Genomic DNA, 26993 nt, shown 5'->3' on the forward strand with positions numbered 1-26993 from the left:
AGGCTCTATTGCATGACCGAAATGTCCAGCCCGCACATCTCCAGCCCGCGGATCATGGTGCTCAAGGTGCAGCCCGGTACCCCGCCGTTCCGCATCGTGGAGATCGACGGGGAGATGGTCGCCGAGGCCACCGGGATCACGGACGTTCTGCAGGTCGCGGCCGTGTGCGGCATCACGGTCCGCGACCTGGACGACCCGGACGTGGTCCGCTGGGTCGGTGGGGACAAGTTCACCTGGTTGCCGCACTAGGCCCTACGGATTCAGCCGACGGTCCACTTCTGGTTGGCGCCGCCCGAGCAGGTCCAGATCTGGAGCGGGGTGCCGTTGGCCGAGGTGTTGCCGGTGACGTCCAGGCACTTGTTGGCCTGCGGGTTGACGATGTCGTTCGCCGAGCTGACGGCCCACTGCTGCGCGGCCGAGCCGTTGCAGTCGTAGAGCTGGACCTTGGTGCCGTCCGCGGTGCCGCCGGCGTTCACGTCCAGGCACTTGCCGAGCGCGCGGATCGTGCCGTCGGAGCCGACTGTCCACTGCTGGGCGGCCGAGCCGTTGCAGTCGTAGAGCTGTACGGCGGTCCCGTTGGCGGAGTTCGCGCCGTTGACGTCGACGCACTTGCCGGCCAGGCCCTTGATGGCCACGCCGGTGGCCGTGTCGCTCGTGGTCACCGAGACCGAGTCCACCACCAGCTGGGCCGGGAAGGCCGTGGCGCTGTTCGGGTCGCCCGGCCAGTCGCCGCCGACCGCCAGGTTGAGGATCAGGAAGAACGGCTTGTTGAACGCCCAGGTGTTGCCGCCCACGTCGGCGGGGGTGCGGGTCTCGTAGACGACCCCGTCGACCGACCACTTGATCGAGTTGGGCGCCCAGTCGACGGCGAAGGTGTGGAAGGCGTCCGCGAAGGCCGCGCCGTTCGCCAGCGTGTAGGCGGCGCCGATCCCGTTGGCGCCGGAGTAGCCGGGGCCGTGGATGGTGCCGTGGATCGTGGAGGGCTCGAAGCCGACGTTCTCCATGACGTCGATCTCACCGGAGTTGGGCCAGCCGACCGACCCGATGTCGGTGCCGAGCATCCAGAACGCGGGCCACATGCCCTGCCCGCGCGGGATCTTCATGCGCGCCTCGACATGCCCGTACTGCGCGCTGAACTTCCCGGAGGTGTTCATCCGCGCCGAGGTGTACTGGCAAGTCCCGTACCAGCACTGGTAGTTGGCAGGGTTCTCCTTCTTGGCCGTGATCACCAGATGGCCCTGGCCGTCCAGCGCCGCGTTGTTGGTGCCGGACGTGTAGTACTCGCGCTCGTGGTTGTTGACGTTGTCGCCGGTCTCCTGCGTCCACTTCGAGGAGTTGACCGCACTGCCGGCGGCCCCGTCGAAGGTGTCGGAGAACGTGACGGCGTCGGCCTGGTCGGCCGACGTGGAAGCCGCCCGCGCCGGACCGATCGCGGCGGACGCGACCAGTGCGGCGGACAGGGCGGCGAAAAGACATCTGCGGAGCATGCGTGGGGAGGCCACGGCATTCCCTTCTGTACGGCGGACGTGGGGACCGACACGCCGACTGAGGTGGGGGGTGAAAGCGTCGCCTCTTGATTTAAGGGATGAGATAAGGGGAGCGTCAATACCTTGGTACGGACCAGTAGTTGAATGTTACGGACCGGTAGTCAAAGGTCATGACGTGGCCTTCGGCGCTTTGGACGCCTTCGATGCCTTTGGTGTCCTTGCCGCCTTCTCGACGGGCTTCCGTGCGTGCACCGCCCGGCCCAGCCTGCGCCCCAGCAGGACCCAACCGATCAGCGCGCCCGAGGTGTTGAGGATGACGTCGTCGATGTCGAAGGCCCGCCCGGTGATCAGCGCGCCCTGCGCGAACTCCACCAGGAGCATGACGGTCGCCGTCAGCAGCAGCACCTTCAGGATGCCGCGTGCCCGCGGCGCGAACACGGGCACCAGCACGCCGAAGGGGATGCCGAGGACGACGTTCCCGCCGATCTGCTTGATCGCGTCCCTCATGGCCGGCTGGTCGAGATAGGCCTTCAGGGAGCGGCCCGGGTGCAGATTGGTGTGCACCAGGGCCTTGGACGCGGGGGACGGCTCCAGTGTGAGCTTGGCCAGTACGACGGCGAACCCCACCATGAGGACGAACCCGATCAGCATCGCCAACAGCCGCACGGGCAGGGACATTCGATGGCGTCCGCGGTCGGGCCGGGCCGGCTTCGGCTCGGGCTCCGTCTTCTTGGTGGTGCGCAGGCGCGGGACGGTACGGGCCATGCGGTGGGCCTCCAGCTTTCGATGTTCAGCAGCGCCCGGTCAGGCGCTGTACGAGATGTTCACGGTCTTGAAGCCGAGCGAACCGAGGAGACCCTTGAGCATGCTGGTGGTGTTCGTCTCGGCACGCGTGGTCAGCCCGCTGGTCTTCGCCGCCTCGGCGATGTGCTTGGAGGCGAGCTTCTGCACGGCCTGCTCGCTGTTGGGGTTGTCGGAGAAGATGTCGCCCAGCCGGTCCAGCAGGCCCCGCTGCTTGGAGACCGTGTAGGAGTGGTCCGGGTCGAGAGCCGGCTTGCCGAGCGTAGCCTTCGGCAGCTTGATGCTGGCTGTCGTGCGGTCGGCGTTGACCGTCACGTCCTGCTTCCCGAGCTTGCCGAGGTCGACATAGCCCTCCACGGTGCCCGCGCCGACGTACAGCGTGCGGGTGCCGCGGATCGCGTCGGGCAGGAACTTGGCGTCCTTCTCCAGGTCCACGACGACCTGGAAGTTGCCGGAGGCCGCGTCGTAACGGCTCATGTCCTGGATGGACTTGAGCAGCGCCGGACCCGAGTTGTCGTGGGTCTCGGTGCCGAAGATGTCCCGCAGGCCCGGGAGCACGGCCAGCCGGAGCCCGGCGAACAGCACGGCGATCACAACGACGACGGCGGTGAGCACCTTCGCCCAGCCCGGCATCCGCCGGGGTATACGGCTGATGGAAGTCGTCATGGGGACGGCCCTCCCTTCCTCGGTATGCGCATGCCCCCCAAATGCCCTGTCAGACAGACCTGTTGGTCGATTGGTCCATCTGACGGGGGCACGGAGGGCGCACAGGGGTGAAAAGTCACGGTTCCGGCCCGCCAGGAGTCCCGGCCGGCCGCAGACAGCATTTCCCGGCCGCTTCGCCTCATGCGTCCCGTGACCTTTCCGGAGCACGGTCCGTTCCGTGTTGTGACACTGGCCGGTAACACCCTTCAGCGCGGCCGTAGTTCACGGTCTCCCGAGGGCCGTGACCACCACATTCCCTCCCCGTGCGTGAGCCCGGGCAGGGCCAGTTCCACGCCCCGCGCGCGCCGCGCCGGCAGCTCCCCGGTGATCAGCCAGGAGCCGACGCCACCCGTCGTCCCGGCGAACTCGGCACGGCAGGAGGCGAGATGAGCGGTCACCGGCGCGAGCGCGTCCAGCGGGACCTCCGTCTCGAAGGTGACGTACGGCTCGTACAGCCGCGTCCGCGCCAGCCCCAGCGCCCGGCGCAGCACGATCGGGGTGAGCCCGCGGAAGTCCGCCGCCGTGCTGAGCGGGGCCGCGTACCCGGAGCGGATCAGGGTGACCCGGTAGTCCGTCACGGGTGCGCCGTGCAGGCCGCTGAGCAGGGTCGCGTGGACCGTGTCCTCGATGGCCTGGTGGAACGCCCTTGGCAGCGCGCCGAGTTCGGTCTCGTAGCCGAAGACCCCGCCCGAGCCGCGCTCCGCCGGTTCGACGCGCAGCCCGATCGTCGCCCAGTAGTGGGTGTGGTCGTGCCACGGGAACGCGTCGCAGGCCTCGCCGGTCCCGGCCGGGCGCTCCAGGAACCGCACCCGGCTCGGCTCGAAGTCGGCCTCGACTCCGAAGTCCTGAAGCAGAGTTGCCGCGAGGACCTCCTTCTGTACCTCCCCGTACAGGAGCAGCACGGTCGCCCCGGACGCGGCCGGCCGCGCGTGCAGCAACGGGTCCTGGTCGGCCAGCGCGAGCAGCGCCGAGCGCAGCGCCGCCGCCTGCTCAGGCTGTCGCGCCCGTACGACCGTCTCCAGCGTCGGCGGCGCGAACTGCGGTGCCCGCTCGGTGAGTTGGCCGAGCCGGTCGCCGACCCGGATGTCCTTCGGGCCGGTCAGCGCCCCGATGTTCCCGGCGGTGAGTGGACCGGACCGGCCGACTACCTCAAGCCGCGTGACGCGTCCGGAGACCTCGAGAGTCCGGCCGTCGGCTCCATGGCGCCGGAACGTGAGCCGCTGCTGCGGGGCAACCTCACCGTCGTAGAGCCGCAGATACGCGGTCCGTTCGCGGCCGGGGCCAGGGCGCACGGCGAACACTGTGCCCCTCGGGGTGCCTGAGCCGGTGGCCGAGGGCGGGATCAACTGGACGAGGTATTCGACGAGTTCGGGGATTCCCTGGCCGCCGAGGGCCGAGCCGAACAGGAGCGGGTGGATCGAGCCGTCGGCGGTGTGGGTGGCCAAGGACTTGCGCAGGTCGTCCGGGGTGGGGCGGGGGCCGTCGACGACGGCCGCGAGCACGGACGGGTCGACGTCGGCGAGCGCCTCGGCCAGGTCCGGGTCCCCGGGCGGGCGGGGGTGTACCCGTGCCGCGGGTGTGCTGAGGCCCGTCACGTCCGTCAGCGGGACGACGTGCGGGGTCAGGAGGCGGCGGATGTCCGCGACCAGGTCCTCGGCGCGGGCGCCCGCGCGGTCGATCTTGTTGACGAAGACGAGCGTGGGCAGCCGTAGCCGGCGCAGGGTCCGCATCAGGACGCGGGTCTGGGCCTGGACGCCCTCCACGGCGGAGAGGAGCAGGACCGCGCCGTCGAGCACCTCCAGGGCGCGCTCGACCTCCGCGATGAAGTCCGAGTGGCCCGGGGTGTCGATCAGGTTGACCTGGGTGTCGCCGGCCGTGAACGCCGCGACGGCCGAGCGGATGGTGATCCCGCGCTGCCGCTCGATCGCGCCGTCGTCCGTACGGGTGTCACCCGCGTCGACGCTGCCGAGCCGGTCGATCGCGCCGTGGTCGAACAGCAGCCGCTCGGTGAGGCTGGTCTTACCGGCGTCGACGTGGGCCAGAATTCCGATGTTCAGGGTGTGCATGCGTGATCGAGTCCTCGAGAACCGTCGTCCAGTGGGGAAGCTGGTGGATTCCGAGGAGTCGGCGCATCTGGGGCTCCTGACATGCGGGGGAGTGCGGGCGCGGCCATCATGGCTCACGGGAGTGGGCGGTACGCAAGCCGTTTTCGCGGGTCAGTAGCATGAGGCACGGCCGGGAATGATCATGCGAGGAGCAGATCGTGCGAGACATCGCCGTGTTCAGCGGGAGTGCCCATCCCGAGTTGGCCAGGGAGGTCTGCGCGCATCTCGATGTTCCGCTCAGCCCCACCCGGGTCAGCCGGTTCGCCAACGACTGCCTGGAGGTACAGCTCCAGGCCAACTGCCGGGAACGGGACGTCTTTCTGATCCAGCCCCTGGTCAAGCCGGTCCAGGAGAACCTCGTAGAACTGCTGTTGATGTGCGACGCGGCACGCGGCGCTTCCGCCGGGCGCATCACCGTCGTGATGCCGCACTACTCGTACGCCCGCTCCGACAAGAAGGACGCCCCGCGCATCTCGCTCGGCGGCCGGCTGGTCGCCGACCTGATGGTCGCCGCGGGCGCGAGCCGGGTCCTGGCCATGACCCTGCACTCGCCGCAGGTGCACGGCTTCTTCTCGGTGCCGGTCGACCATCTGCACGCGCTGCGTGAACTGGCCGCGCACTTCCGGCAGTACGACCTCTCCCGCACCACCGTCGTCTCCCCGGACCTCGGCAACGCCAAGGAGGCCGCCGCGTTCGCCCGGCTGATCGGCGCCCAGGTGGCGGCCGGCGCCAAGCAGCGGTACGCGGACGACCGGGTCGTGATCAGCTCCGTCATCGGTGACATCGCCGGCCGGGACGTCATCGTCCTGGACGACGAGATCGCCAAGGGCAGCACCGTCCTCGAACTCCTGGACCGGCTGAGGGAGTTGGGGCCGCGCTCGATCCGGGTCGCCTGTACCCACGGCCTGTTCGCGGCGGGCGCGCTCAAGCGGATCGGGGAGCAGCCCGACGTGCTGGAGATCGTGTGCACCAACACGGTGCCGGTGCCCGAGGAGGAGCGCACCGAGAAGCTGCGCATCCTGTCCATCGCCCCGGCGCTCGCCGAGGCCGTACGCCGCATTCACAACGGCGAGTCCGTCAGCGCCCTGTTCGACGCGCCGCCGAACGAATAGACATGAGGGGACGGAGCAACGCTCGGCAGCACCGAGGTGATCAGGAGGACTCGCCGTGGCGAAGGCGAAGTTCGAGCGGACGAAACCCCATGTGAACGTCGGCACCATCGGTCACATCGACCACGGCAAGACCACCCTCACAGCGGCCATCACGAAGGTGCTGCACGACCGGTTCCCCGACCTCAACCCCTTCACGCCGTTCGACCAGATCGACAAGGCGCCCGAGGAACGGCAGCGCGGCATCACCATCTCGATCGCCCATGTCGAGTACCAGACCGAGCATCGGCACTACGCGCACGTCGACTGCCCGGGGCACGCCGACTACATCAAGAACATGATCACCGGCGCCGCCCAGATGGACGGCGCCATCCTCGTCGTCGCGGCCACCGACGGACCCATGCCGCAGACCAAGGAACACGTCCTGCTGGCCCGGCAGGTCGGGGTGCCGTACATCGTCGTCGCCCTGAACAAGACGGACATGGTCGACGATGAGGAGATCCTGGAACTGGTCGAGCTGGAGGTGCGGGAGCTGCTCACCGAGTACGAGTTCCCCGGCGACGACCTCCCGGTGGTCAAGGTGTCCGCGCTCCGGGCCCTCGAAGGGGACCCCGAGTGGACCGCCTCGGTGCTCGAACTCCTCGCCGCCGTCGACGAGTTCGTGCCCCAGCCGGTGCGGGACGTGGACCGGCCGTTCCTGCTGCCGATCGAGGACGTCTTCACCATCACCGGGCGCGGCACGGTCGTCACCGGCCGGATCGAGCGCGGGATCCTCAAGGTCAACAACGAAGTTGAGATCATCGGCATCCACCCGCAGAAGACCCGGACGACCGTCACCGGCATCGAGATGTTCCGCAAGCTGCTCGACGAGGGCCGGGCCGGCGAGAACGTCGGCCTGCTGCTGCGGGGCGTGAAGCGCGAGGACGTGGAGCGCGGCCAGGTCGTCATCAAGCCCGGATCGGTCACCCCGCACGTGGAGTTCGAGGCCCGCGCCTACATCCTGTCCAAGGACGAGGGCGGCCGGCACACGCCCTTCTTCCACAACTACCGCCCGCAGTTCTACTTCCGCACGACGGACGTGACCGGAGTGGTGACCCTGCCGAAGGGCACCGAGATGGTCATGCCGGGGGACAACACGACCATGCACGTCGAGCTGATCCAGCCCATCGCGATGGAGGAGGGGTTGAAGTTCGCGATCCGTGAGGGCGGGCGGACCGTGGGGGCCGGTCAGGTCACCAAGATCCTCAAGTAGCCCTGCCCGCAAGGGAGTTCGCGGAGGAGCACGGCAGATCGCGGCTCACAACGTGCCGGACGTGGCCTCGGGCTGCCCCAGGGCCGCGTCCAGCGTCGGCTGCGGCGGCAGCAGCCGGCCCAGCCCGGTGACCCGCAGGATGCGCAGGGTCAGCGGGTGGGTGCAGACGAGGTGCAGCCTGCCGTCACGCTCCAACACCCTTTGCCGCGCCCGGAACAGCAGGCGCAGCCCCGAGCAGTCGAAGAACTCGACCTGCCTCAGGTCGATCACGATCCGCGCGCGGGGCCGCGCCGTCACCCGGTCCAGATACGGCAGGATCTCCGTCGCCGAGGCGATGTCGATCTCCCCGCGGAACTCCAGGACCGTGAACCCGCGGTCCCGGTGGACACGCAGATACCGGGTCAGCGGCGCGGGTTCCTGCTGCACGTCCACATCGCCTCCAACCGGCCCTCGGTGAAGCGGGGTTGAGCGTAGAAGCGCTCCCCGCCCTGCAAGTTACCCTCGATGGAGTGAATTTGAGCATGTTCGATTGACATATGTCTTCGAATCTAGCCAGAGCTTTCTGTGATGTGCGCGGCAGCCACGGACCGGCGTACGCCCGGGCCTACGACAGTGCGTGCCAGGCCTTGGACAGTGCCTGCCGGAACTGCTCGCTCTGATGTGCCGTGAGCTGCGCGACCATCCGCTCCTCCAGCTCCCGCACCGGCCCGGCGCACCCCGTCAGCAGCGCGCGCCCCTCCCCGGTCAGCAGGATCAGCAGCTCGCGGCGGTTCCGTGGATTGCGCTCCCGGCGGATCAGCCCGCGCCCCTCCAGGGAGCGCACGAGGTCGGCGATCGACTGCGCGGTGACGAAGGAGTCCCGGGCGAGCTGCGCCGCGGACAGGCCGTCGTGTCGCTCCAGGACCGTGAGCGCGGTGTACTGGAGTGCGGTGATCCCGTACGGCCTGACCAGCTCGTCCAGGCGTGAGCGCACGACCAGCTCCACCTGCTTGACCATGTACAGCAGGGACGGGGGTGCCTTTGTCGCGTGGGCGCCAACCAGGGATTCAGCCATGGATTCACCCTAGAGCATTGACAGGAAACTTGTCTGTAATGAGACTGCGAACCAGACGAGGAACCAACAGGAATCCTGTTGGTTGAAATCTTGGCAACGATAGTCCTGGCAACGATGCTGAGGAGTGGCGATGACCGCCTTCGAGATCGAACCCGGCCGCCTGTTCGTCGGCGGGCAGTGGCGCGAGGCCGCCGACGGAGCGCGCACCGAGGTGGTCGACCCGTCCCGGGGCCGGGTCGTCACCACGGTCGCGGAGGCGGGCCCCGCCGACGTGGACGCCGCCGTCCGCGCCGCCCGCGAGGCCTTCGACAACGGCCACTGGTCCGGGCTCAGCGGTCGCGAACGCGGCCGGATCCTGCACCGCGTCGCCGAGCTGATCCGCGAGAACGCCGACGAACTGGCCCGGTTGGAGAGCCTGGACGTAGGCAAACCCATCACCCTGTGCCACGCCGTCGACGTCACCAACGCGGCCAACGACTACGAGCACTACGCCGCCCTCGCGTACTCCCTGGACGGCGCCACCCGTGACACCCCCCTCAACGCGCTCGCCTACACCAAGCGCGAGCCGCTCGGCGTGGTCGCCGCGATCACCCCCTTCAACTTCCCGCTGATTCTGGCCGGTTCGAAACTCGCCCCCGCCCTCGCGGCCGGCAACACCGTGGTCCACAAGCCCGCCGACGAGACCCCGCTCAGCGCCCTCTACATGGCCGGACTGCTCCAGCGGGCCGGCGTCCCGGACGGTGTCGTCAACGTCGTCACGGGTACGGGCCCGGTCGCCGGCGAGGCCCTGCTGCGGCACACCGGCGTCGACAAGATCGCCTTCACCGGCTCCACCGCCGTCGGCCGGCACGCCGCGAGCGTCGCCGGCGAGAACCTCACGCCCGTGACCATGGAACTCGGCGGCAACGCGGCCCACCTCGTCTTCGAGGACGCCGACCTGGAGAAGGCCGTCGGCGCGGTCATCAAGGGATTCGTCTTCAACACCGGCCAGTTCTGCATGGGCGGCCCCCGCCTGCTGGTCGCACGCCCGGTCTACAGCACCCTTCTCAACATCCTCGCCGACGCAGTCCCCGGCGTACCGCTCGGCGACCCCCGGCTGCCCGAGACCGTCGTGGGACCGATGGCGGGGGAGAGGCACCTCAGGAAGGTCGAGGAGTACGTCGACCTCGCCCGCAAGGAAGGCGCCCGCATCGTCTGCGGCGGCGAACGGCTCGACCTGGACGGGGGCTACTACTACAAGCCCACCGTCATCGCCGACCTCGCCAACGACTCCCGGGTCGTCCAGGAGGAGATCTTCGGCCCGGTCCTCACCGTGCAGCCCTTCGACACCGAGGACGAGGCCGTCGCACTCGCCAACTCCACGCCCTACGGCCTGGCTTCGGGCATCCAGACCGGCAACCTCGCCCGCGCCCACCGCATCGCCGACCGCCTCCAGGCAGGCATCGTCTGGATCAACGACTGGGCGATGCTCGACCCGAACGTCCCCTTCGGCGGCGTCAAGGACTCCGGCTTCGGCCGCGAGTACGGCCCCGAGGGCCTCGCCGCGTACACCCGGACCAAGTCCGTCGTCGTCTCCCTCGACTGACCTCTCCCACCTAGGAGTTCGTACGATGTCCACCACCACGCGCGCGGCCGTCGTCGAGTCGGGCGGCGCACCGTTCACCCTCGGCACAGTCGAGTTGGCCGAGCCGGGTCCGCACGAGGCGCTTGTCCGGGTCGTCGCAACAGGCCTGTGCCACACCGACCTTGGAGTGGCGAGCGGCGGACTGCCCTTCCCGCTCCCCGGAGTTCTCGGTCACGAGGGCGCCGGTGTCGTCGAGGAGGTCGGCTCCGCCTTCACCGGGGTCGCACCCGGCGACCACGTCGTCCTGTCCTTCACGTCCTGCGGCGACTGCCGCAACTGCCAGGGCGGGCACCCCGCCTACTGCGCGACCTGGCTGCCGCTGAACCTCATCGGCGGTCGCCGTGCCGACGGCAGCAGCACCATCAGCCGTGACGGCGAACCCCTCGGCGGGCACTTCTTCGGCCAATCCTCGTTCGCCGAGCGGGCGTTGGTCGACGAGCGCAGCCTGGTGAGGGTCGACCCGGACGTGCCGCTGGCGTCGATCGCCCCACTGGGCTGCGGAGTTCAGACCGGGGTCGGCGCCGTCTGGAACGTCCTCAAGCCCCGGCTCGGCGACACGATCGTGGTACTCGGCGCCGGAGCCGTCGGCCTGTCCGCTGTGATGGCGGCCGCGCTCACCCCGGCCACCCGGATCATCGCCGTCGACCGCGTCGGCGAACGCCTGTCACTGGCAAAGGAGTTGGGCGCCACCCACACCGTCAACGCGGGCGAGGCCGACCTCGGTGAGACCCTCGCGGTACTGACCGACGGGCAGGGAGCTGACGGCATCGTCGAGACGACCGGCAACGTCGGCGTCCTCCGCCAGGGCGCCGACGCGCTCGCCGCCCGGGGCACCCTGGTCGTCGTAGGGGCGCCGCCGTTCGGCAGTGAAGTCGCCCTGGACGTCAACGGGTTGATCCCCGGGAAGCGGATCGTGGGCCTCACCCTCGGCGACAGCGAGACGCAGAGCTTCATCCCGGCGCTGGTGCGCCTGGTGAAGGAGGGGCGGCTGCCGCTGCACCGCCTGATCACGACGTATCCGTTCGCGGACATCGACCAGGCGGTGCGGGACATGAGCGCGGGCAAGGCGATCAAGCCGGTGCTCACCTTCTGACCCACGGGCCGGAACTGGCCTACTGGCTCACCGGCCGGTACTCACCGTCTGACCACCGGCCCGTGCTCAACTCCCGGCTCGCCAACCCGTGTTGCCCCTTCGACTCAGTCGACCGTCAGCACCAGCTTGCCCGCGGTGCGGCCGGTGGCGCCGAGCGCGTGTGCCTCGGCGGCATCGGCCAGCGGGAACGTCCTGGCGACCGTCGCGCGCAGTTTGCCCGTCTCGACGAGGTCCGCGATGGACTCCATGTCGGCGCGGTCGGCGTCGACGAGCATCCGGACCGCCCGTACACCGAGCCGCTCGGCCTCCTCGTAGAAGTCCGGCTTGCCCATCGGCACGATGGAGACCACGATCCCGCCCGGACGCAGCACCAGCAGCGACTTGAGCGCGGTCTCGCCGCCGAGCATGTCCAGGACGACGTCGACGTCCTTGACGGCCTCGGCGAAGTCGGTCTCCCGGTAGTCGATCGCCTCGTCGACGCCGAGTTCGCGCAGGAAGTCGTGCTTGGCCGCGCTCGCCGTGCCGATGACGTAGGCGCCGCGCGCCTTGGCGATCTGTACCGCCACGTGCCCGACCCCGCCGGCCGCCGCGTGGATCAACACCCGCTGCCCGGGCTGGAGTTCGGCGTTCTCGACGAGTGCCTGCCAGGCGGTCAGCGAGACCAGGGGGAGCGCGCCCGCCTGGACGTGGTCGATCCCGGCCGGCTTGTGGACGAAGGCGCGGGCCGGGGCGGCGACGTACTCGGCGTGCGAGCCGTGGCCCCACGGATAGGACAGCATCCCGAAGACCTCGTCGCCGGGCGCGAACCGGGCGACGCCGACGCCGACCGCCTCGACGACGCCGGAGACGTCCCAGCCGAGGGTGAACGGCGGCTCGCCGAGGAAGCCGCCGGTGGCCCGGTGCTTCCAGTCGGTGGGGTTGACCCCGGCGGCCCGCACCTTGATCAGGATCTCGTTGGCACGCGGCGCGGGCCGCTCGACCTGTACTTCTTCCAGGACCTCGGGACCGCCGAGGGTGTTCTGCGTGATGACGCGCATGGTGTTCACAGTGCTCATGGTCAGTCAGCCTGCCGGGTCCCGCACGACAAGGAAATGGCACGATGGCCAACCTTCGATAGAATCGTGCCATGCAGCATGTGGAACGGGTCGTGGTCCTGGCGCTCGACGGCGTCTACCCCTTCGAGCTGGGCATCCCCAGCCGTATCTTCGGCGCGGCCGACGGCCACTACGAGGTGCTGACCTGCACGGTCGACGGCCGCCCGGTGCGCACGAACGCCGACTTCTCGGTCGCGGTGGAGCACGGCCCCGAGATCCTCGAAACGGCGGACACGGTCGTGGTCGCCTCCATGGCGACCCCGCGCATCCCCACCGGGCTGCCCGACGAGATCGCCGCCGCCCTCGCCCGGATCCGCCCGGACGCGCGGATCGTCTCGATCTGCACGGCCGCCTTCGTGCTCGCCGCCGCCGGTCTCCTCGACGGCCGCCGCGCCACCACCCACTGGCAGGTCGTCGACCGCTTCCGGGCCCTGTATCCGCAGGTCGACCTCGACCCGGACGTGCTCTTCGTCCAGGACGGCCGCATCCTCACCTCCGCCGGCGCGGCCTCCGGAGTCGACATCTGCCTGCACATCGTGCGCACGGACCACGGCAGCGAACTCGCCAACGCGGTCGCCCGCAGCTGTGTCGTCCCGCCGTTCCGCGACGGCGGCCAGGCCCAGTACATCCAGCAGCCGGTGCCGGACGCCGGGGTCACCAGCACGGCCGCCACCCGCGACTGGGCCCTCACCCGCCTCGACGAGCCCCTCGCCCTGACCGACCTCGCCCGGCACGCCGGCATGAGCCTGCGCACCTTCGCCCGCCGCTTCAACGACGAGGTGGGCCTCAGCCCCGGCCGCTGGCTGATCCAACAGCGGGTCACCCGCGCCCGCGACCTCCTGGAGGCCAGCGACCTCTCGGTCGACCAGATCGCCGGCCGCGTCGGCTTCGCCACGGGCGCGTCCCTGCGGCAGCACCTGCACGCGGCGATCGGGGTCTCCCCGCAGGCGTACCGGCGTACGTTCCAGACAACGCGCTGAACCCCAACGTTTCGGCCCGCCCGCGCGTCGTAGGAACAAGACGCGAGGGGGTAAGGCATGCGCAGAGGACTCGCAGGGCTCGCCGTGCTGGTGGCCGTGACGGCGGTGGGATGCGGCACCGAGGACGGGAAGGACGTCGTGGTCGCGGGCACCCCGCCGGCCACGCCCTACGCCGGACCGCTGTACGTACCGGCCACCGCGTCCGACGAATCGGGCGCCGCAGGGCGGGCGTTGGAGTGCGACGGCGCCATGTACGCGGGCGGCGGCGCCGAGACATGGAGCAAGGGCGACGGCGGGAAAACACCCGAGGGCGGCCTGCGGACGTACTTCGACATCGAGCAGCCGGACGTGCCGCGCACGGGCTATCGCGTCGAGCGCGAGGCGGACGGTCGCGTCCTGTTCTCCTACGACGTCGGCGGCCGGACGAAGGTAGCCGTCATCGTCGCCAAGGACCGTAAGAACAGGCCGGGTTGGGGCCCGGAGACCAGCGCCTCCTGCGACCCGGCCGAACTCCCGGCGAGCTTCACCACAGCGCACGGCTACGAGATCTGGACCGACAGGGACGGCAAGCGGGTGGCGACCACGGTGGTGAGCAGTTCGGTCGGCGCCGCGCACTGCGACTGGCAGAAGGCGCACTTCCTGCAGACCGGCGACGGCGAGAAGGGCAGGCTGTACGCCCGCGATCCGGACGGGGTGCTCCCGCCCCAGATGCTCACCGCCCCCTACGACGGTGACGTCCGGATGCCGGCGAGTGCCCGCGACACCGGATACCGGTACCAGGACTGGCAGTTGTGGCTCACGGCCGACGCTTCGAAGGCGTACGTGCGCACGCCGGACGGTGTGGAGGCGTGGCCCGCGGTCAAGAAGGGCGAAGGCTGCCTCTGAGTGCCCGTCACCTGCTCATGTGCAGCGCGACCAGCAACTGCCATACCTGGTCGGCGATTTCCTCCGGCGTGCCCTCCAACTCCCCGTGCAGCCAGTCCGCGAGGACCCCGCCGAAGGTCCCGGCGACGGCCGAGGCGACCAGCGGGGCGTCCGCCGCGCCCGCGAGTTCGCGCTCGCGGAGGCTGTAGGCGCGCAGGTCCCGGTGCAGCACCCGGCCGAGCGGACCGCCGCCGCCCGGGCTCAACAGGGCGCGGTACAGGGCCGCGTGGGGAAGCAGGCCCGCGAAGAACTCCGGCAGCGCGGGCGGCGCGTGCACCGGGTCGGGCCGGCCGCGCCACGCGTGCAGTGCCTCCACGGCCTCCCGTACGACGTCCGCGCAGGCGTCGACGGCAAGCGCTTCCAGGCCGTCGTAGTGGACGTAGAAGGTTGCCCGGCCGACCCCCGCCCGGCGTGCCAGGGCGGCGACGCCGACCTCTTCCAGGGGGTGTTCGGCGCACTCGTCGAGGAGGGCCTGGCGCAGCCGTGCCCGGGTGCGGGCGGCCCGCCGGTCCTCGGGCTCGGCGCGGTTCACCGGGCGATCAGCACGGCGGCCAGGGCCACCGCGCCGGGGAGCGCCTGGGCGAACAGGATGCGCCGGTTCGCCGTCACCGTGCCGTAGACGCCCGCGATCACGACGCAGCTGAGGAAGAAGACCTGGGCGCGGAAGCCGGTCGGGTCGGCGGCGATCAGGCCCCAGACCAGACCCGCGGCGAGGAAGCCGTTGTACAGGCCCTGGTTGGCGGCGAGCGGTGCGGTGGCTCTGGCCATCTCGGGGTCGAAGCCGTGCAGACCGCGCCCGGGCTTCTTCTCCCACAGGAACATTTCGAGCACCAGGATGTACAGATGCAGCGCGGCCACCAGTCCGACCAGCACGTTCGCGAGCGTTTCCATGATCGATCGACTCCTCGTCCTCTTGGATCGCCTTCTTGGGCGGGTGTCTACTATAACTGGACACCTGTCCATGTTCAGACTTCTCGGAGCGTGACGGAACCCTCACTTCCGCACCACCTCGAGGTTGATCTTTTACCGTTCAAACCCGATAAGCTCCCCTGCGGCGCAGCGAGTTGACGTGATCGTGACCGGTCGGCTCGTGGTGCGTCCTCCTGAGTGCGGTCTGTCCTCGCACCCCCCTGTACGTTCGTGTCGCTTCGAAGGATGCAGATGGAACTCGCCACTCCGCCACCGGCGGCGCGGGCACCTGTCGCCTGGTACGGCTGGTGGCTGATGCCGCTGGCCTTGGGGGGCGGGACCGTCGCCGCCACGTTCATGAGTCCGGAGCGAATAGCCGCGACCGCGGCCGGAGCGGCGGCCACGGTGGCCAGTGCCGTGTGCGTACGACTGCTCGTCCGGAGCCAGGCTCGACTGTGCCGTTCCGAAAGCGGTTTCCGCACCGCGCAGGCCGAGCACTCCCAGCAGTGGCAGCAGCATGTGGCGGGCCTGGAGCGGAAGTTCAGTACCGAACGCGCCACGCTGGAGGCGCAGCTGACCGAACACGCCGGTGTCTACGAGACCCGGCTCGCCGACACCTCCGGCGCCTATGAGGCCCAACTCGCCGAGCAGGCACGGGCGTTCGAGGAGCGGCTGACCCAGCAGGCCGCGTCCTACGAGGCGCAGCTCGCCGACCAGGCCGAGGTCTGGCAGGAGCAGCTGGCCCACCAGCTCGCCGCCGTGGCCCGCCTCGCCGACGAGCAACTCCCCGAGGCGCTCGCGCAGTTGCGTGCCGGTGACGCCATCGACGACCTGCTGCCGGCCGCGAACCAGTGCGCGAAGGTCAGCGCCGAGCTCCAGGCCGAACTGCGCAAGGTGCTGCGGACCTCGCTCATCGGCGTCGAGGAGGAGTTCAACCGCTCCACCTCCGCCGAGCAGGCCGTCATCAGCATCGGCAACCGCATCCACGTCCTGACCAGCAAGCTGCGCGGCCGACTGCACGAACTCCAGGGCGAGCACGGGCGGTTGCCCGCCGTCGCCAGCGGTCTGATGGAGCTGGACCAGGAGATCGGCCCCGCCGACTGTCTCGCCGCGAGCGTCGGTGTGCTCGGCGGCTCGGACCGGCCCGGCCGGCAGTGGCAGGAACCGCAGCGCCTGCTCAGCGTGGTGCGCGGCGGCATCGGCCGGATCAAGGACTTCCACCGCGTCGACGTACGCCAGCTGCCCGAACTCGGCGTCGACGGCGGGCTGGTGGACCACCTCACGCTGATCTTCGCCCACCTCCTGGACAACGCGGCCCGCTACTCGCCGCCCACCGAGCCGGTCATCGTCTCCGGCAAGGAGGTGCCCAACGGCGTCGGCATCGAGATCCAGGACTCCGGCAAGGGCCTGAGCGAGGAGTCCAAGCGCGAGGCCGAGCACGCCCTCGCCGGCACCGGCGCGGGCCCCGGACTCGGCGGAGTCTCCGAGGACGCCAGCATCGGCCTCCGCGTCGTCGGCACCCTCGCCCGCCGCTACGGCATCCGCGTCACCTTCGCGGACTCGCCCTGGCTCGGCACCTCGGTCGTCGTCGTGGTCCCGCACAAGTACTTCAGCCGGCTGCCCGCGTCCGCCGTCACCGGCACCCCCTCGTTCCAGGCCGCCGCGAAAGCCGCGCTGACACGTGTCCCGGACGACGGGACCCCGGCCGAGACCACCGAGGCTGCGGACACCACACCCGGCGGGCTGCCCAGGCGCCGTAGCAAGCGCGGCGAGACGGCGCGGCCCCAACCGGCCGGGCGGACCGGGGAGATGGCTGTCTCCGCCGTACCGCCCGACGCCTCCTTCACCGGCCTGGCGGCCTTCGCCACGGCCGGACGGGAGGCGCCGGGGGAGGAACCGGCGTCCGCAGGCCGCGAGTTCACCGAGCACAGCACTGAAGAGAGCGACGAGTCCACATGACGCAACAGGGAACCGACGTGAGCTGGGCGCTCCGCGATCTGGTGGAGAGCATCCCGGAGATCCGCTTCGCCCTCGTGGCCTCCAGCGACGGCAAGGCGATCACGTCGTTCGGCGCGGAGGACCCCGACGACGTGGACCGCTTCGCGGCCGTGGTGGCCGGCCTGCAGGCGCTGGCCCAGCCGGTCGCGGAGCAATTCCCCAAGTACGCGGGGCAGTTGCGGCTGGCGATGATCGAGGTCGACGGCGGCCACCTCTTCGTCGTCCGGGCGGGTGTGGAGACGTATCTCGGCGTACTGGCCCGGGAGGGCCTCGACCAGGGCCTGCTCGGACACCAGATGCGGGACCTGGCCCGCAGGATGGGTGAACTCCTCGGCACCACCGCGCGCCTGGAGGAGCACTCTGGATGAGTGCTCCCCGCCGGCCCATCGACCCCTCCGGTCTGGAGCGTTACTACGTCCTCACCGGGGGGCGCAGCGGACCGGGCGGTTCGGCGTCGAGCCTCGACGTGGCGACCCTCATCGTCTCCCGCGCCGCACCCGTGCCGGGCATGCAGCACGAGCACGAGGAGATCCTCCGGCGCTGCCGCGAGCCGCTGTCGGTGGCCGAACTCGGCGCCCACCTCGGACTGCCCTTCAACATTCTCGCGGTGCTGCTGGCGGATCTGCTGGAGGCAGACCGCGTCGAAGCCCGTGACCCCATCCCGGCGCACGACGCCGGCCGCGGGCCCGACCTCGCGCTCCTTGAGGAGGTACTCAGTGGACTTCAAAGGCTTTGACCATCCCGGCTCCCCGACCGGTGACGGGACTCGCTCGGTGAAGGTGATGATCGCCGGCGGTTTCGGCACCGGGAAGACCACGATGGTCCGCTCGGTCAGCGACATCAAGCCGCTCACCACCGAGGAGACCCTCACCGAGGCCAGCGCCGGCGACGACCACCTCATCGGGGTGGCCGACAAGACGGAGACCACCGTCAGCCTCGACTTCGGCAAGATCCACCTCAACGACGAGCTGGTCCTCTACCTGTTCGGGACGCCGGGCCAGGAGCGGTTCTGGTTCCTGTGGAACGGTCTTTTCAAGGGCGCGCTCGGCGCGGTGGTCCTCGTCGACACCCGCCGCCTCGCCTCCAGTTTCCGGGCCATCGAGGAGATGGAGCGGCAGGACGTCCCGTTCGTCATCGCGTTGAACGTCTTCCCCGACTCCCCGGAGCATCCGGTCGACGAGATCCGGGACGCCCTGGACATCTCCCCGGACATCCCCGTCGTGGCCTGCGACGCCCGCGACCGCCACTCCAGCCGTGACGTGCTGGTCGCGCTGATACGGCACTTGAAGGACCGCTCGGCCGTCGTCGCACTGGAGCCCCGATGACCGACCAGACGTTAAACGGCCCCGATGCTCCGAGGGGCTGCCCAGTCGCTCACGGCCCGGGTGAGGACCTCACCCGGCTGTACGGGCCGGACGCGGCGACCGATCCGCGTGGCATCTACGAGCGGCTGCGCGAGCAACACGGTTCTGTGGCACCGGTGTTGCTCGAAGGGGACGTGCCCGCCTGGCTCGTGCTCGGGTACCGCGACAACCGGCGGGTGCTGGACAGTCCCCGGCAGTTCTCCCGGGACGCGCGGATCTGGCGGGACTGGCGGGAGGGGCGGGTCGCGGAGACCTCGCCGATCATGCCGATGGTGGGGTGGCGGCCGGACTGTGTCTCCCAGGACGGGGAGCCGCACCGCCGGCTGCGGGGCGCGGTGACCGACGGGCTGTTGGCCGCGGCCGGGCGGGGTGTCCGGCGGCACGCGACGTACTTCGCCAACAAGCAGATCGACGCGTTCGCGGATGCCGGCCGGGCCGATCTGGTGGCGGATTACGCCGAGTATCTGCCGATGCTCGTCCTCACCCGGATCCTGGGGCTTCCTGCGGGGGACGGGAATCGGCTTGTCGAGTCCAGTGCGCAGGTCCTCAAGGGTGGGGAGGACGCCCTGCTGCACAACGACCGCATCATCGAGATCCTTGGTGAACTCGCCGAGCGCAAGCGGGCCGAGCCGGGTTCAGACTTCACCACCGCGCTTCTTCAGCATCCGGCGGGGCTCGATGCGGAAGAGGTCGTCATGCATCTGCGGCTGGTGCTGATCGCCGCGCACACCACTACCAGCAATCTGTTGGCTCGGGTGTTGCAGCGGATTCTCACGGATGCGTCTCGGCTGTCCGGGCTGGTGAGCGGGCAGTTGACCGTCTCGGCGGTCGTCGAGGAAGTCATGTGGGACACCCCGCCGTTGGCCGTTCTGCCGGGGCGGTTCGCCACGGCGGATCTTGAGCTCGGGGGGCATCGGATCGAGGAGGGGGATCTGCTCGTCCTGGGGCTCGCTGCGGGGAACGGTGATCCGGAGGTTCGGCCCGATGCGGGGGTTTCTGTGCAGGGGAACCATTCGCATCTGGCGTTCAGTTCGGGGCCGCACGAGTGTCCGGGGCAGAGTATCGGGCAGGCGATTCTTGAGGTCGGCGTCGATGTGTTGCTGCATCGGTTGCCGGGGTTGCGGTTGGGGGTGGCTGTGGAGGAGCTGACTTCTACGGCGTCCACGTGGGAGTCTCGATTGGACCGGCTGCCGGTTGAGTTCGCGGTGTAGCCGGTAGCGCATCGTCTGCGGGTGCGTGGGGGCTGGTCGCGCAGTTCCCCGCGCCCCTAACAGACGGGCGCGCTGCCCTAGCCCTTGGCAGGCAGCGCGCCCCTCGGATCAGACGGCCGACAAGAGCCCTGGCCGGGCAGCTCGCCCCTGTCTCACACTGCCAGCAGGTCGTCCACCGAACCCTTCACCGCTGGGCCTTCCTTGGCTGCCGTGTACCTGCCCGACACCAGTGCCCACTCGTAGTTGCCGTTGATCCAGTGCTGGATGGCCTCCACGCCCTGGTGGACGCGGCGGCGTTCGTCCTCGTTCAGGGCCAACTCGTCGCACATCTGGGGGACTTGGGCTTCCAGGTCGAGGTACTCGGTGAGGCGGGCGTTCGTCATGCGGTACGCCTCGTCCGCCGCCGCTTCCCAGGACAGGCCGCGGTCGCGGTGGAGGACGGCTATCAGGTTGTGGCCGTCGCCCCGGCGGCGTTCGCGTTCGAAGGAGTGGATGTCGTTCATGAAGCCGATGGTGTCGGCGGCGAGGTCACGCATGCGTTCCATCAGCGGGTGGGCCTGGACCTGAGCCGGCACCTCGAAGCCCCGGCTGCGTTCGCCGGCGTCGATGCTGTGGTGGATGCCGACCGTACGGCGGCGGAACTCCGTGTATTCGTCGAGGTCCAGCGTGCCCGCGATGCCCCGGGCCGCCAGGTCGACCTCCTCGCAGTGCGCCACCAGGAACCGGCCCCAGGACGCGGCGAACCGGGTCCGCCAGGTCAGGGACATGCCATCCGAGAGACTGTCCCACACCTGTGCCCAGGCCACCGTGATCGGGCAGACCACGCGGGGCCTGCTGCCCGCCGGACGCAACGGCGTGACGATCAACTCCCGTGCCACTTCCAGTATTCGGTCGGCACGGTCGGGCCGACCCGCGTCGAACTGGTCGTCGAAGAGGAACGCCAGCGAGAACCAGTTCATCAGGACGACCATGTCCGCGGCCGACGCGTGCGGATAGGTGCGGGCCGCGGCCTGCGGGAGATCCCACGACCGGTACTCCTCGAACCCGGCCTGGCTGCGCACCAGGCCCATGTCCCAGATCCAGCGCAGATGGCGGGCACGGGCGTACTCCAGGTGCTCGCTGACGGGAGTGTCGAAGGGGAGGTCGAAGGTGACGTCCTGAGGCATGCGCTTCCTTTCGGGAGACGGAACACTGAGTCCCCCCACCGCGAGCGGACGGTCCGTTCGACCGCCCGCACCCTCGAACTGCGCTGTGTGGTACGAAAGTTGGTCACACCAGCGGTTACGAGGCTGCCCAGAGCCTAGATGATCTACGCCGCGCCGCGATCGTGATCCCCGTTACTGTTCACGCCTCCTGGGCTGCGTAGACTCCCGTCCCTCCCACATAAGTAAGCGCTACCTGCGTCTCCGCGATCTCCTCCGGCGGAGCGGCGAACGGGTCGCGGTCCAGGACCACCAGATCCGCCAGCGCCCCTGCCGCGATTCGGCCTGTGTCGTCCAGGTGGTTCGCGTACGCCGAACCCGCGGTGTACGCCGTGATGGCCGTCGCCAGGTCGAGGCGCTCGCCTGGCAGGAACACCGGTCCCGCGCCGCCGGGTTCGACCCGGTTCACCGCGACATGGATGCCCTGGAGCGGGTCGGGGCTGCTCACCGGCCAGTCGCTGCCCGCTGCCAGGGTGGCTCCGGAACGCAGCAGCGCCCCGAACGGGTACTGCCACAAGGCCCGCCCGGGCCCGAGGAACGGAATCGTCAGCTCGTCCATCTGCGGTTCGTGCGCGGCCCAGAGCGGTTGGATGTTCGCCACCGCGCCGAGGTGTGCGAAGCGCGCCACGTCGTCCGGGTGCACCACCTGGAGGTGCGCGAGGTGCGGTCGGGTGTCGCTCGACCCGTTCGCGGCCCGCGCCGCCTCGACCGCGTCCAGAGCATCTCGTACGGCCCGGTCGCCCAGCGCGTGGAAGTGGCACTGGAAGCCGAGCGCGTCCAACTCCGTCACGTACTTGGGCAGTTGGTCCGGGTCGATGAAGCTGGTGCCCCGATTGGCCGTCGCGCAGCCGCACTTGTCGAGGTACGGGTCGAGCAGCGCGGCCGTGCCGGTCTCGGCGACCCCGTCCAGCATCAGCTTCACGCTGCTCGCGCGGAACCGGCCGTGGCTCAACCGGGCCCGCCGCTCGACGAGTTCGGGGATCTGCTCGGCGCCGCGCTCCCGGTCCCACCACAGCGCGCCCACGACCCGTGCGGTGAGCGAGCCGTCCCGGGCGGCCGCGAGATACGCGTCCGACGGGTCGTCCATCCCCAGGAACTCCCCGACCAGCGCGTCCTGCCAGGCCGTGATGCCGAGCGCGTGGAGGTGCCGTTGGGCGTGCAGCAGTGCGGCGAGGCGGTCGGCCTGGGTGGCGGGTGGTGTGAGGCGGCCGACCAGTTGCAGCGCGCCTTCCTGGAGCGTCCCGGCCGGTTCGCCCGACGCGTCCCGCTCGATCCGGCCGTCCACCGGGTCGGGCATGTCCCTGGTGATGCCCGCGAGTTGGAGGGCCCGGCTGTTCACCCAGGCGCCGTGATGGTCCCGGTTGGGCAGATACACCGGGCGGTCCGGTACCGCCGAGTCCAGCAGCTCCTTCGTCGGCGTACCCCCCTCGAACGCCTCCATCGACCACCCGCCCCCGGTGATCCACTCCCGCTCGGGATGCGCGTCGGCGTAGGCCCGTACGGCGGCGATCGTGTCCTTGGCCGTCTTGGCCCGCGTCAGATCGCACTGGGTCAGCTCCAGCCCCGCCGGCACCGGATGCACATGCGCGTCCTGGAACCCGGGCAGCAGCAACCGCCCCGCCAGATCGACGACTTGGGTGTGCGGCCCGGCGAGCTCGTGCACCTCGGCACGGCCCACGGCGGTGATCCGGTCGCCGGTGACGGCCACGGCGGTCGCGGTGCGGCCCTCGGGGGTGAGGACAGGGCCGTTGGTGAAGAGGAGGTCTGCGTGCATGGTTCGTATCCTTGCGGGGTTATCGGGAGGTGGCGAGAAGCTGCGGCGCGTCGGCGTCGGTGCCTCGGCCGGAGTGGAAGTACGGCGATCTGCGCACCCACTTGGCCCACGCGGCGGCCAGGAATCCGGACGCGATCATCGCCAGCGGGGTGAGCAGCAGGAACCAGCCGTTGTCCGCGCTGACTTCGAGGTGATCGGTGGAGGTGTAGAAGGACCAGCCGAGGTAACCGCCCAGTGCCAGAAGGGAGATGGCGCTCAGCGTGGGCAGGACGACCGCGCGTATGCCCTGCCGCCAGTCCTCCTGGAGGAGCGAACGGAAGCGGACGGCTGCGGCCAGTGCGGTCAGGGCGTAGGAGAGCGCTACGACGATTCCCACCGCGTTCACCGTGGCCATGATCATGTCGGCCAGGCGGGGGATCACCAGGGCCAGTGCCGCGACCGCCGTCGCCAGCGCGCCGATCAGGAGGGTGCCGAGGGCCGGAGTGCCGTAGCGGGCGCTGACCTTGCCCCAGACCGGGCCGAGGGTGCGGTCGCGGCTCATCGCGAACATGCCTCGGGCCGTGGGGATCACGCCCGCCTGGAGGGAGGCGACCGCTGAGAACATCAGCGCTACCAGGGGGAGTGCGGCCAGCGGCTGGGAGGCGAGGCGGTCGCCGAAGTACGCCAGGCCCTGGGCGCCGTGGCCCGCCAACTCGTCCTGGGACAGCACCCGTTGGAAGGCGATCGAGCCGAGCAGGAACAGGCCCAGCATCGTCACCAGGGTGATCAGTCCGGCCCGGGACGCGTCGCGTGGGTCGCGGACCTCCTCGTTCACGGTGAACGCGGCCTCGAATCCCCAGTAGCAGAACACCGACAGCAGCAGGCCCTGTGCGAGCGCGGACGCCGAGGGGATCGCGAACGGGTCGAACCAGCTCAGGCTGAAGGCGTGCGGGCCGGTGACGATGCCGTAGCCGCAGAAGCCGAGCAGGACGACGTACTCGAAGATCAGCAGTCCGGTCTGGAGGCGGGCGGCGGTGCGGACGCCGGTGACGGCGGTGAGGGTGACGGCGATCAGGATCACGATGCCCACGGCTGTGGTCTGGGCCGTCGAGCCCGGGTCGAGGGTGAGGCCGGCTGCGTGGTGGACTCCGGCCTCTCCGGCCAGCTGGATCATCGCCGAGCCGGTGACCGCCGTGGTGTACGCGAGGAAGGCGATCGTGGCGACGATGTTCACCCAGCCGACCAGGAAGCCCAGCCAGGGAGTGAGTGAACGGCCCACCCACACATAGCCGTTGCCCGCGTTCGGCTCCACCTTGTTCAGCCGGGAGTAGGCGCCCGCGATACCCAGGATCGGCAGGAACGCGAGCAGCATGATGGCCGGCAGATGCAGCCCGACCACCCCGGCCGTCACACCCAGACCGATGCCGATGCTGGTGGTCGCGGCCGTGCTGGACGCGGCGATGGCGACGCCGTCCAGCAGACCGAGGGACTTGCGCAGTGCGGGCCCCGACGGGGGTGGCGTGTCGTTCATGGCGTGCTCTCCGCTCGCACCGGGGGGCCCGGACGGCCCCGGTGAACGCACATGAAACTGCCCGCGCACTTAACAGGTCAACGGTGTTGTCGTAAGGTGCGAGCACCCGGACGGACCATCGAGGAGGTGCCGAATGAGCGAGCGTGTCGTCCCGGCCGCCGCCCGGCAGCGCAGGCGCCCCACCAAACAGGGCGTCGTCCTGTCCGAGGAGCTGATCGTCGAGACTGCGCTGAGGCTGATCGAGGAGCATGGGGCCGATGCCCTGTCCGTGCGGCGGCTCGGGCGCGCTCTCGGCGCCGATCCCAGCTCCCTGTACCGGTACTTCCGGCACACCGACGACCTGATGCTGGCCGTCGCGGACGAGCTGATCGGGCGGACGCTGCGCACCTGGCGGCCCAGCGGCGACTGGCGGGCCGACCTGCGGGAACTGGGGCTGCGCATGCACGCGGGCGCGCTCGCGCATCCGAGGGCGGCGGTGCTCAGCGCGTACCGGGTGACCGGGCGGGTGTACGAGATCCAGGCCGTGGAGGCGATCCTCGGGGTGCTGCGCGGGGCCGGGTTCCCCGATGTCGAGGCGGTGCGGATCTATCACGCCTACGTCGACCAGGCCCTCGCCTTCGGTGCCCTCGACTCCGCCAACACGGCGATGCCGAAGTCCGCCCGCGAGGCGGAGGCGGCCGTATGGCAGGCGACGTACGCGCGGCTGCCCGCCGACACGCATCCGCACATCGCGGCGACGGCCCGGCATCTTGTCGCCACCATGCGGCACAGTTCCTACCCGGCCGCGCTGGATCTGCTGCTAGGCGCGGCGGCGGCGCGGCTCGCCGAGATCCGTGCGGCGGCGGAGGGCTGAGCGGCAGACTGGGGTCATGACTCATGAGCCCGCGCGCACCGCGAAGCAGCGCAAGCAGGACACGCTCCGTCGGCTGGAGCACGATGAGGACGCCTGGGTCGCCACGGCCGGCGAGGACGGGGGAGCGCCCTATCTCGTTCCGCTGTCGTTCGTGTGGGACGGCACGACCCTGCTGTTCGCCACCCCGGCCGCGAGTCCCACCGGCCGCAACCTCGTCTCGACCGGCGTCGCCCGGCTCGGCGTCGGGCCGACCCGGGACGTCGTGATGATCGAGGGCACGGTGGTGATGCTGACGCCGGACGACCTGCCCGAGGAGGACGCAGAGATCTTCGCCTCGAAGACCGGCTTCGATCCGCGCCAACTCACCACGCCCTACCTGTACTTCAGGATCCACCCGCAGCGCGTGCAGGCCTGGCGGGAGGCCAATGAGCTCAAGGGACGGGACCTGATGCGGGACGGGGAGTGGCTGGTGGCGGACTGAGCCCGGTTGCTATGAGGAGCTCGGGGTCTTCGAGGCGCGCGGGGCGAAGGCCGTCGTCGTGAACGTCGCCTTGTTCGCGGTCGTCGTGCCCTCGGTGATCCACCAGCGCGTGGCGCGTTCGCCGTAGGTGCCGAACCTCGCGTCCGCACCCCAGTTCAGGACCAGTTCGTCCTTGCCGTCACCGTCGAAGTCGGCGGCCCCCGCGGGCCGGGCGTGCCGCCACTTCGCCGGGATCTTCCTGTCGTCGTCCGCGGCCGGTCCGTGGCGCAGGACCGTGGTCCGCCGGGTCCCGTCGATGAGCGTCGCGCCCTCGTACGTGGCGACGAGGATGCCGTCGCGGCCGTCCCCGTCCGGGTCGGCGGACACGTAACCACCGGGCCCGTACTGGGTGCGCGCGGACTTCGGTGCCTTGGGGAGCCGGTACGTCACCGGTGCGCCGCCGGCGCCGGGATAGACGGCGAGCGAACCGTCGACGTCGGCCGGCTCGGTCTCGTAGCCGGGCTCGTCGTTGCGGCTGCCGTCGTCGCCCACGGCTACATCGCGCTGTCCGTCGCCGTCGAAGTCGCCGAACGCGTGGGCGTTGCCGCTCCTCAACTGGCGTCCGGTGGAGGACAGTCGGGAACCCCGGTGGGCGGTGTAGAGCGTGTTGCCGGACTGCTCGCCGTCGCTCACCGCGTGCATCAGGAGCGAGGTCGCGCGGGGCGTGCCGGTCGGGGCGACGGCGTCGGCGGTGAGGTCGCCGTCCGCCCAGGGGAGGCTCGTGTCGGTGCGGGCGGGGGAGCCCGAGCGGGTGAACGGGCCGTACATCACCACCAGGGACGATTGGTTGTACGCGAACCCGGCGAGGTCGTGGTGCCCGTCGCCGTCGAAGTCGCCGCGCACCACGGACCGGACGCCCAACTTCGTCGCGCTCTGCGGGAGTTGGAGCGGTGTGGCGGAGGTCTTCCCCGTCGGTCCGCCCGGGCCGCCCCACGCTGTGTACGGGAGGGTGCGCGGGGCGGTGACGTTGCCGTCCGACGTCATCGCGCCCTGGACGGTGGTGACGAAGTCCGGGAAGCCGTCGCCGTCCAAGTCGGCGGTGGTGAGGTCGGCGGCGGACAACGAGCCCTTGGGGGCGAGGAGTTGCCTGCCGGGTTCGGGCAGGCCCAGGTCGGCGCGGCCGTAGACCGTGCGCGTCGACGGGTCGAGGCCCTTGGCCGATCCGTAGACCACACCGACCCGTTCGTCGGTCGCGCCCTCGCCGACGACGATCGGCACCACGAGGTCGCGGTGACCGTCGCCGTTGATGTCGTCGGGGTCCTTGGAACCCTTGCCGGGAGCGGGAGTTCGGCTCGCGGCGGCCGTCGTCGGTTCTCCGGACGACGGGGTCGATTCATGGGCGCCGGTACCGCTGCCGCATCCGCTGAGCGGAGCGAGCGCGGTGCAGACGGCGAGGGTCACTACGGCGATACGGGGCTTCACCC

27 protein-coding genes are annotated in these 26993 nt (G+C 70.3%); 14 read left to right on the forward strand and 13 right to left on the reverse strand.

Going from position 1 to position 26993, the window contains the following annotated elements:
• Positions 1 to 12 precede the first annotated feature (12 nt).
• The gene (locus R2B38_RS39325; protein ID WP_026150538.1) at positions 13 to 249 is read left to right on the forward strand and encodes a hypothetical protein; all 237 of its coding nucleotides are present in this window, start codon (positions 13 to 15) and stop codon (positions 247 to 249) included.
• Between the two features lie 11 nt (positions 250 to 260).
• Here R2B38_RS39325 and R2B38_RS39330 read toward each other — a convergent pair whose 3' ends face one another.
• The 4 genes from R2B38_RS39330 to otr(A) form a co-directional block, all read right to left on the reverse strand.
• Complete coding sequence (locus R2B38_RS39330) at positions 261 to 1502, reverse strand: ricin-type beta-trefoil lectin domain protein (RefSeq protein WP_318020576.1); 1242 nt, start codon at positions 1500 to 1502, stop codon at positions 261 to 263.
• A 153-nt stretch (positions 1503 to 1655) separates the two neighbouring features.
• A complete protein-coding gene (locus R2B38_RS39335) occupies positions 1656 to 2252 on the reverse strand; it encodes a VanZ family protein (protein WP_318020577.1) in 597 nt (198 codons plus the stop codon).
• Positions 2253 to 2291: 39 nt separating this feature from the next.
• Positions 2292 to 2954, reverse strand: coding sequence for a DUF4230 domain-containing protein (locus R2B38_RS39340; RefSeq protein ID WP_033278916.1), 663 nt, complete (start codon positions 2952 to 2954; stop codon positions 2292 to 2294).
• Between the two features lie 245 nt (positions 2955 to 3199).
• Complete coding sequence (gene otr(A) / locus R2B38_RS39345; RefSeq protein ID WP_318020578.1) at positions 3200 to 5059, reverse strand: tetracycline resistance ribosomal protection protein Otr(A); 1860 nt, start codon at positions 5057 to 5059, stop codon at positions 3200 to 3202.
• A gap of 197 nt (positions 5060 to 5256) precedes the next feature.
• Between otr(A) and R2B38_RS39350 the strand changes: the two genes are divergently transcribed.
• On the forward strand, positions 5257 to 6210 hold the full coding sequence (locus R2B38_RS39350; RefSeq protein ID WP_318020579.1) for a ribose-phosphate pyrophosphokinase: 954 nt from the start codon (positions 5257 to 5259) through the stop codon (positions 6208 to 6210).
• Between the two features lie 55 nt (positions 6211 to 6265).
• Entirely contained in the window at positions 6266 to 7459 is a 1194-nt protein-coding gene (gene tuf / locus R2B38_RS39355) for an elongation factor Tu (protein WP_033278913.1), read from the forward strand.
• A 45-nt stretch (positions 7460 to 7504) separates the two neighbouring features.
• On the opposite strand, the gene R2B38_RS39360 is transcribed toward tuf, so the two are convergent.
• Both R2B38_RS39360 and R2B38_RS39365 read right to left on the reverse strand, forming a co-directional pair.
• Positions 7505 to 7885, reverse strand: a complete 381-nt coding sequence (locus R2B38_RS39360) for an anti-sigma factor antagonist (protein ID WP_033279208.1) — start codon at positions 7883 to 7885, stop codon at positions 7505 to 7507.
• Positions 7886 to 8063: 178 nt separating this feature from the next.
• A complete protein-coding gene (locus R2B38_RS39365; RefSeq protein ID WP_318020580.1) occupies positions 8064 to 8513 on the reverse strand; it encodes a MarR family winged helix-turn-helix transcriptional regulator in 450 nt (149 codons plus the stop codon).
• A gap of 130 nt (positions 8514 to 8643) precedes the next feature.
• On the opposite strand from R2B38_RS39365, the gene R2B38_RS39370 reads away from it, so the two are divergent.
• Positions 8644 to 10098 carry an aldehyde dehydrogenase family protein gene (locus R2B38_RS39370; RefSeq protein WP_318020581.1) on the forward strand — a complete coding sequence of 485 codons (1455 nt, stop codon included), beginning with the start codon at positions 8644 to 8646 and terminating at the stop codon, positions 10096 to 10098.
• Positions 10099 to 10123: 25 nt separating this feature from the next.
• Entirely contained in the window at positions 10124 to 11230 is a 1107-nt protein-coding gene (locus R2B38_RS39375) for an NAD(P)-dependent alcohol dehydrogenase (RefSeq protein WP_318020582.1), read from the forward strand.
• A gap of 104 nt (positions 11231 to 11334) precedes the next feature.
• Here the strand turns inward: R2B38_RS39375 and R2B38_RS39380 are convergent, their stop codons facing one another.
• Positions 11335 to 12285 (reverse strand): NADP-dependent oxidoreductase, encoded by a 951-nt coding sequence (locus R2B38_RS39380; RefSeq protein WP_318020583.1) that lies wholly within the window; start codon positions 12283 to 12285, stop codon positions 11335 to 11337.
• 71 nt (positions 12286 to 12356) lie between these two features.
• Here R2B38_RS39380 and R2B38_RS39385 point away from each other — a divergent pair, with 71 nt between their 5' ends.
• Positions 12357 to 13304, forward strand: coding sequence for a GlxA family transcriptional regulator (locus tag R2B38_RS39385; protein ID WP_318020584.1), 948 nt, complete (start codon positions 12357 to 12359; stop codon positions 13302 to 13304).
• Between the two features lie 57 nt (positions 13305 to 13361).
• A complete protein-coding gene (locus R2B38_RS39390; protein ID WP_318020585.1) occupies positions 13362 to 14189 on the forward strand; it encodes a hypothetical protein in 828 nt (275 codons plus the stop codon).
• 7 nt (positions 14190 to 14196) lie between these two features.
• Here the strand turns inward: R2B38_RS39390 and R2B38_RS39395 are convergent, their stop codons facing one another.
• Positions 14197 to 14760 (reverse strand): TetR/AcrR family transcriptional regulator, encoded by a 564-nt coding sequence (locus tag R2B38_RS39395; RefSeq protein ID WP_318020586.1) that lies wholly within the window; start codon positions 14758 to 14760, stop codon positions 14197 to 14199.
• Positions 14757 to 15119 carry a DUF1304 domain-containing protein gene (locus R2B38_RS39400; protein ID WP_318020587.1) on the reverse strand — a complete coding sequence of 121 codons (363 nt, stop codon included), beginning with the start codon at positions 15117 to 15119 and terminating at the stop codon, positions 14757 to 14759. Before R2B38_RS39400 ends, R2B38_RS39395 begins: the two co-directional genes overlap by 4 nt.
• A gap of 270 nt (positions 15120 to 15389) precedes the next feature.
• Between R2B38_RS39400 and R2B38_RS39405 the strand changes: the two genes are divergently transcribed.
• From R2B38_RS39405 to R2B38_RS39425, 5 genes are read left to right on the forward strand one after another with little or no spacing between them, the layout of a single operon-like run.
• On the forward strand, positions 15390 to 17096 hold the full coding sequence (locus tag R2B38_RS39405) for an ATP-binding protein (protein ID WP_318020588.1): 1707 nt from the start codon (positions 15390 to 15392) through the stop codon (positions 17094 to 17096).
• The gene (locus R2B38_RS39410) at positions 17093 to 17503 is read left to right on the forward strand and encodes a roadblock/LC7 domain-containing protein (protein ID WP_019057749.1); all 411 of its coding nucleotides are present in this window, start codon (positions 17093 to 17095) and stop codon (positions 17501 to 17503) included. The genes R2B38_RS39405 and R2B38_RS39410 overlap by 4 nt, the downstream gene beginning before the upstream one ends.
• Entirely contained in the window at positions 17500 to 17871 is a 372-nt protein-coding gene (locus tag R2B38_RS39415; RefSeq protein WP_318020589.1) for a DUF742 domain-containing protein, read from the forward strand. The genes R2B38_RS39410 and R2B38_RS39415 overlap by 4 nt, the downstream gene beginning before the upstream one ends.
• Complete coding sequence (locus R2B38_RS39420) at positions 17852 to 18460, forward strand: GTP-binding protein (protein ID WP_318020590.1); 609 nt, start codon at positions 17852 to 17854, stop codon at positions 18458 to 18460. The genes R2B38_RS39415 and R2B38_RS39420 overlap by 20 nt, the downstream gene beginning before the upstream one ends.
• A complete protein-coding gene (locus R2B38_RS39425) occupies positions 18457 to 19710 on the forward strand; it encodes a cytochrome P450 (RefSeq protein WP_318020591.1) in 1254 nt (417 codons plus the stop codon). The genes R2B38_RS39420 and R2B38_RS39425 overlap by 4 nt, the downstream gene beginning before the upstream one ends.
• Positions 19711 to 19862: 152 nt before the next feature.
• Here the strand turns inward: R2B38_RS39425 and R2B38_RS39430 are convergent, their stop codons facing one another.
• From R2B38_RS39430 to R2B38_RS39440, 3 genes are all read right to left on the reverse strand, one after another.
• A complete protein-coding gene (locus R2B38_RS39430) occupies positions 19863 to 20876 on the reverse strand; it encodes a 7-epi-alpha-eudesmol synthase (protein WP_318020592.1) in 1014 nt (337 codons plus the stop codon).
• 178 nt (positions 20877 to 21054) lie between these two features.
• Complete coding sequence (locus tag R2B38_RS39435) at positions 21055 to 22686, reverse strand: amidohydrolase (protein ID WP_318020593.1); 1632 nt, start codon at positions 22684 to 22686, stop codon at positions 21055 to 21057.
• Between the two features lie 19 nt (positions 22687 to 22705).
• The gene (locus R2B38_RS39440; protein ID WP_318020594.1) at positions 22706 to 24196 is read right to left on the reverse strand and encodes an APC family permease; all 1491 of its coding nucleotides are present in this window, start codon (positions 24194 to 24196) and stop codon (positions 22706 to 22708) included.
• A 133-nt stretch (positions 24197 to 24329) separates the two neighbouring features.
• Here R2B38_RS39440 and R2B38_RS39445 point away from each other — a divergent pair, with 133 nt between their 5' ends.
• Complete coding sequence (locus tag R2B38_RS39445) at positions 24330 to 25049, forward strand: helix-turn-helix domain-containing protein (protein ID WP_318020595.1); 720 nt, start codon at positions 24330 to 24332, stop codon at positions 25047 to 25049.
• 16 nt (positions 25050 to 25065) lie between these two features.
• The gene (locus R2B38_RS39450) at positions 25066 to 25530 is read left to right on the forward strand and encodes a pyridoxamine 5'-phosphate oxidase family protein (RefSeq protein ID WP_318020596.1); all 465 of its coding nucleotides are present in this window, start codon (positions 25066 to 25068) and stop codon (positions 25528 to 25530) included.
• Positions 25531 to 25539: 9 nt separating this feature from the next.
• Here R2B38_RS39450 and R2B38_RS39455 read toward each other — a convergent pair whose 3' ends face one another.
• Positions 25540 to 26991 (reverse strand): VCBS repeat-containing protein, encoded by a 1452-nt coding sequence (locus R2B38_RS39455; protein WP_318020597.1) that lies wholly within the window; start codon positions 26989 to 26991, stop codon positions 25540 to 25542.
• Between the last annotated feature and the right edge of the window lie 2 nt (positions 26992 to 26993).

It is taken from the genome of Streptomyces sp. N50, from assembly GCF_033335955.1.
Taxonomy (GTDB): domain Bacteria; phylum Actinomycetota; class Actinomycetes; order Streptomycetales; family Streptomycetaceae; genus Streptomyces.

Bases quoted from the DNA above. Each gene is read 5' to 3' on its own strand.
- R2B38_RS39445 (WP_318020595.1), top strand. From the start codon at position 24,330: ATGAGCGAGCGTGTCGTCCCGGCCGCCGCCCGGCAGCGCAGGCGCCCC.
- R2B38_RS39425 (WP_318020591.1), top strand. From the start codon at position 18,457: ATGACCGACCAGACGTTAAACGGCCCCGATGCTCCGAGGGGCTGCCCA.
- R2B38_RS39335 (WP_318020577.1), bottom strand. From the start codon at position 2,252: ATGGCCCGTACCGTCCCGCGCCTGCGCACCACCAAGAAGACGGAGCCC.
- R2B38_RS39450 (WP_318020596.1), top strand. From the start codon at position 25,066: ATGACTCATGAGCCCGCGCGCACCGCGAAGCAGCGCAAGCAGGACACG.
- R2B38_RS39400 (WP_318020587.1), bottom strand. From the start codon at position 15,119: ATGGAAACGCTCGCGAACGTGCTGGTCGGACTGGTGGCCGCGCTGCAT.
- R2B38_RS39410 (WP_019057749.1), top strand. From the start codon at position 17,093: ATGACGCAACAGGGAACCGACGTGAGCTGGGCGCTCCGCGATCTGGTG.
- R2B38_RS39340 (WP_033278916.1), bottom strand. From the start codon at position 2,954: ATGACGACTTCCATCAGCCGTATACCCCGGCGGATGCCGGGCTGGGCG.
- R2B38_RS39440 (WP_318020594.1), bottom strand. From the start codon at position 24,196: ATGAACGACACGCCACCCCCGTCGGGGCCCGCACTGCGCAAGTCCCTC.
- R2B38_RS39365 (WP_318020580.1), bottom strand. From the start codon at position 8,513: ATGGCTGAATCCCTGGTTGGCGCCCACGCGACAAAGGCACCCCCGTCC.
- R2B38_RS39380 (WP_318020583.1), bottom strand. From the start codon at position 12,285: ATGAGCACTGTGAACACCATGCGCGTCATCACGCAGAACACCCTCGGC.
- R2B38_RS39430 (WP_318020592.1), bottom strand. From the start codon at position 20,876: ATGCCTCAGGACGTCACCTTCGACCTCCCCTTCGACACTCCCGTCAGC.
- R2B38_RS39370 (WP_318020581.1), top strand. From the start codon at position 8,644: ATGACCGCCTTCGAGATCGAACCCGGCCGCCTGTTCGTCGGCGGGCAG.
- R2B38_RS39375 (WP_318020582.1), top strand. From the start codon at position 10,124: ATGTCCACCACCACGCGCGCGGCCGTCGTCGAGTCGGGCGGCGCACCG.
- R2B38_RS39405 (WP_318020588.1), top strand. From the start codon at position 15,390: ATGGAACTCGCCACTCCGCCACCGGCGGCGCGGGCACCTGTCGCCTGG.
- R2B38_RS39390 (WP_318020585.1), top strand. From the start codon at position 13,362: ATGCGCAGAGGACTCGCAGGGCTCGCCGTGCTGGTGGCCGTGACGGCG.
- R2B38_RS39385 (WP_318020584.1), top strand. From the start codon at position 12,357: ATGCAGCATGTGGAACGGGTCGTGGTCCTGGCGCTCGACGGCGTCTAC.
- R2B38_RS39435 (WP_318020593.1), bottom strand. From the start codon at position 22,686: ATGCACGCAGACCTCCTCTTCACCAACGGCCCTGTCCTCACCCCCGAG.
- R2B38_RS39415 (WP_318020589.1), top strand. From the start codon at position 17,500: ATGAGTGCTCCCCGCCGGCCCATCGACCCCTCCGGTCTGGAGCGTTAC.
- R2B38_RS39325 (WP_026150538.1), top strand. From the start codon at position 13: ATGACCGAAATGTCCAGCCCGCACATCTCCAGCCCGCGGATCATGGTG.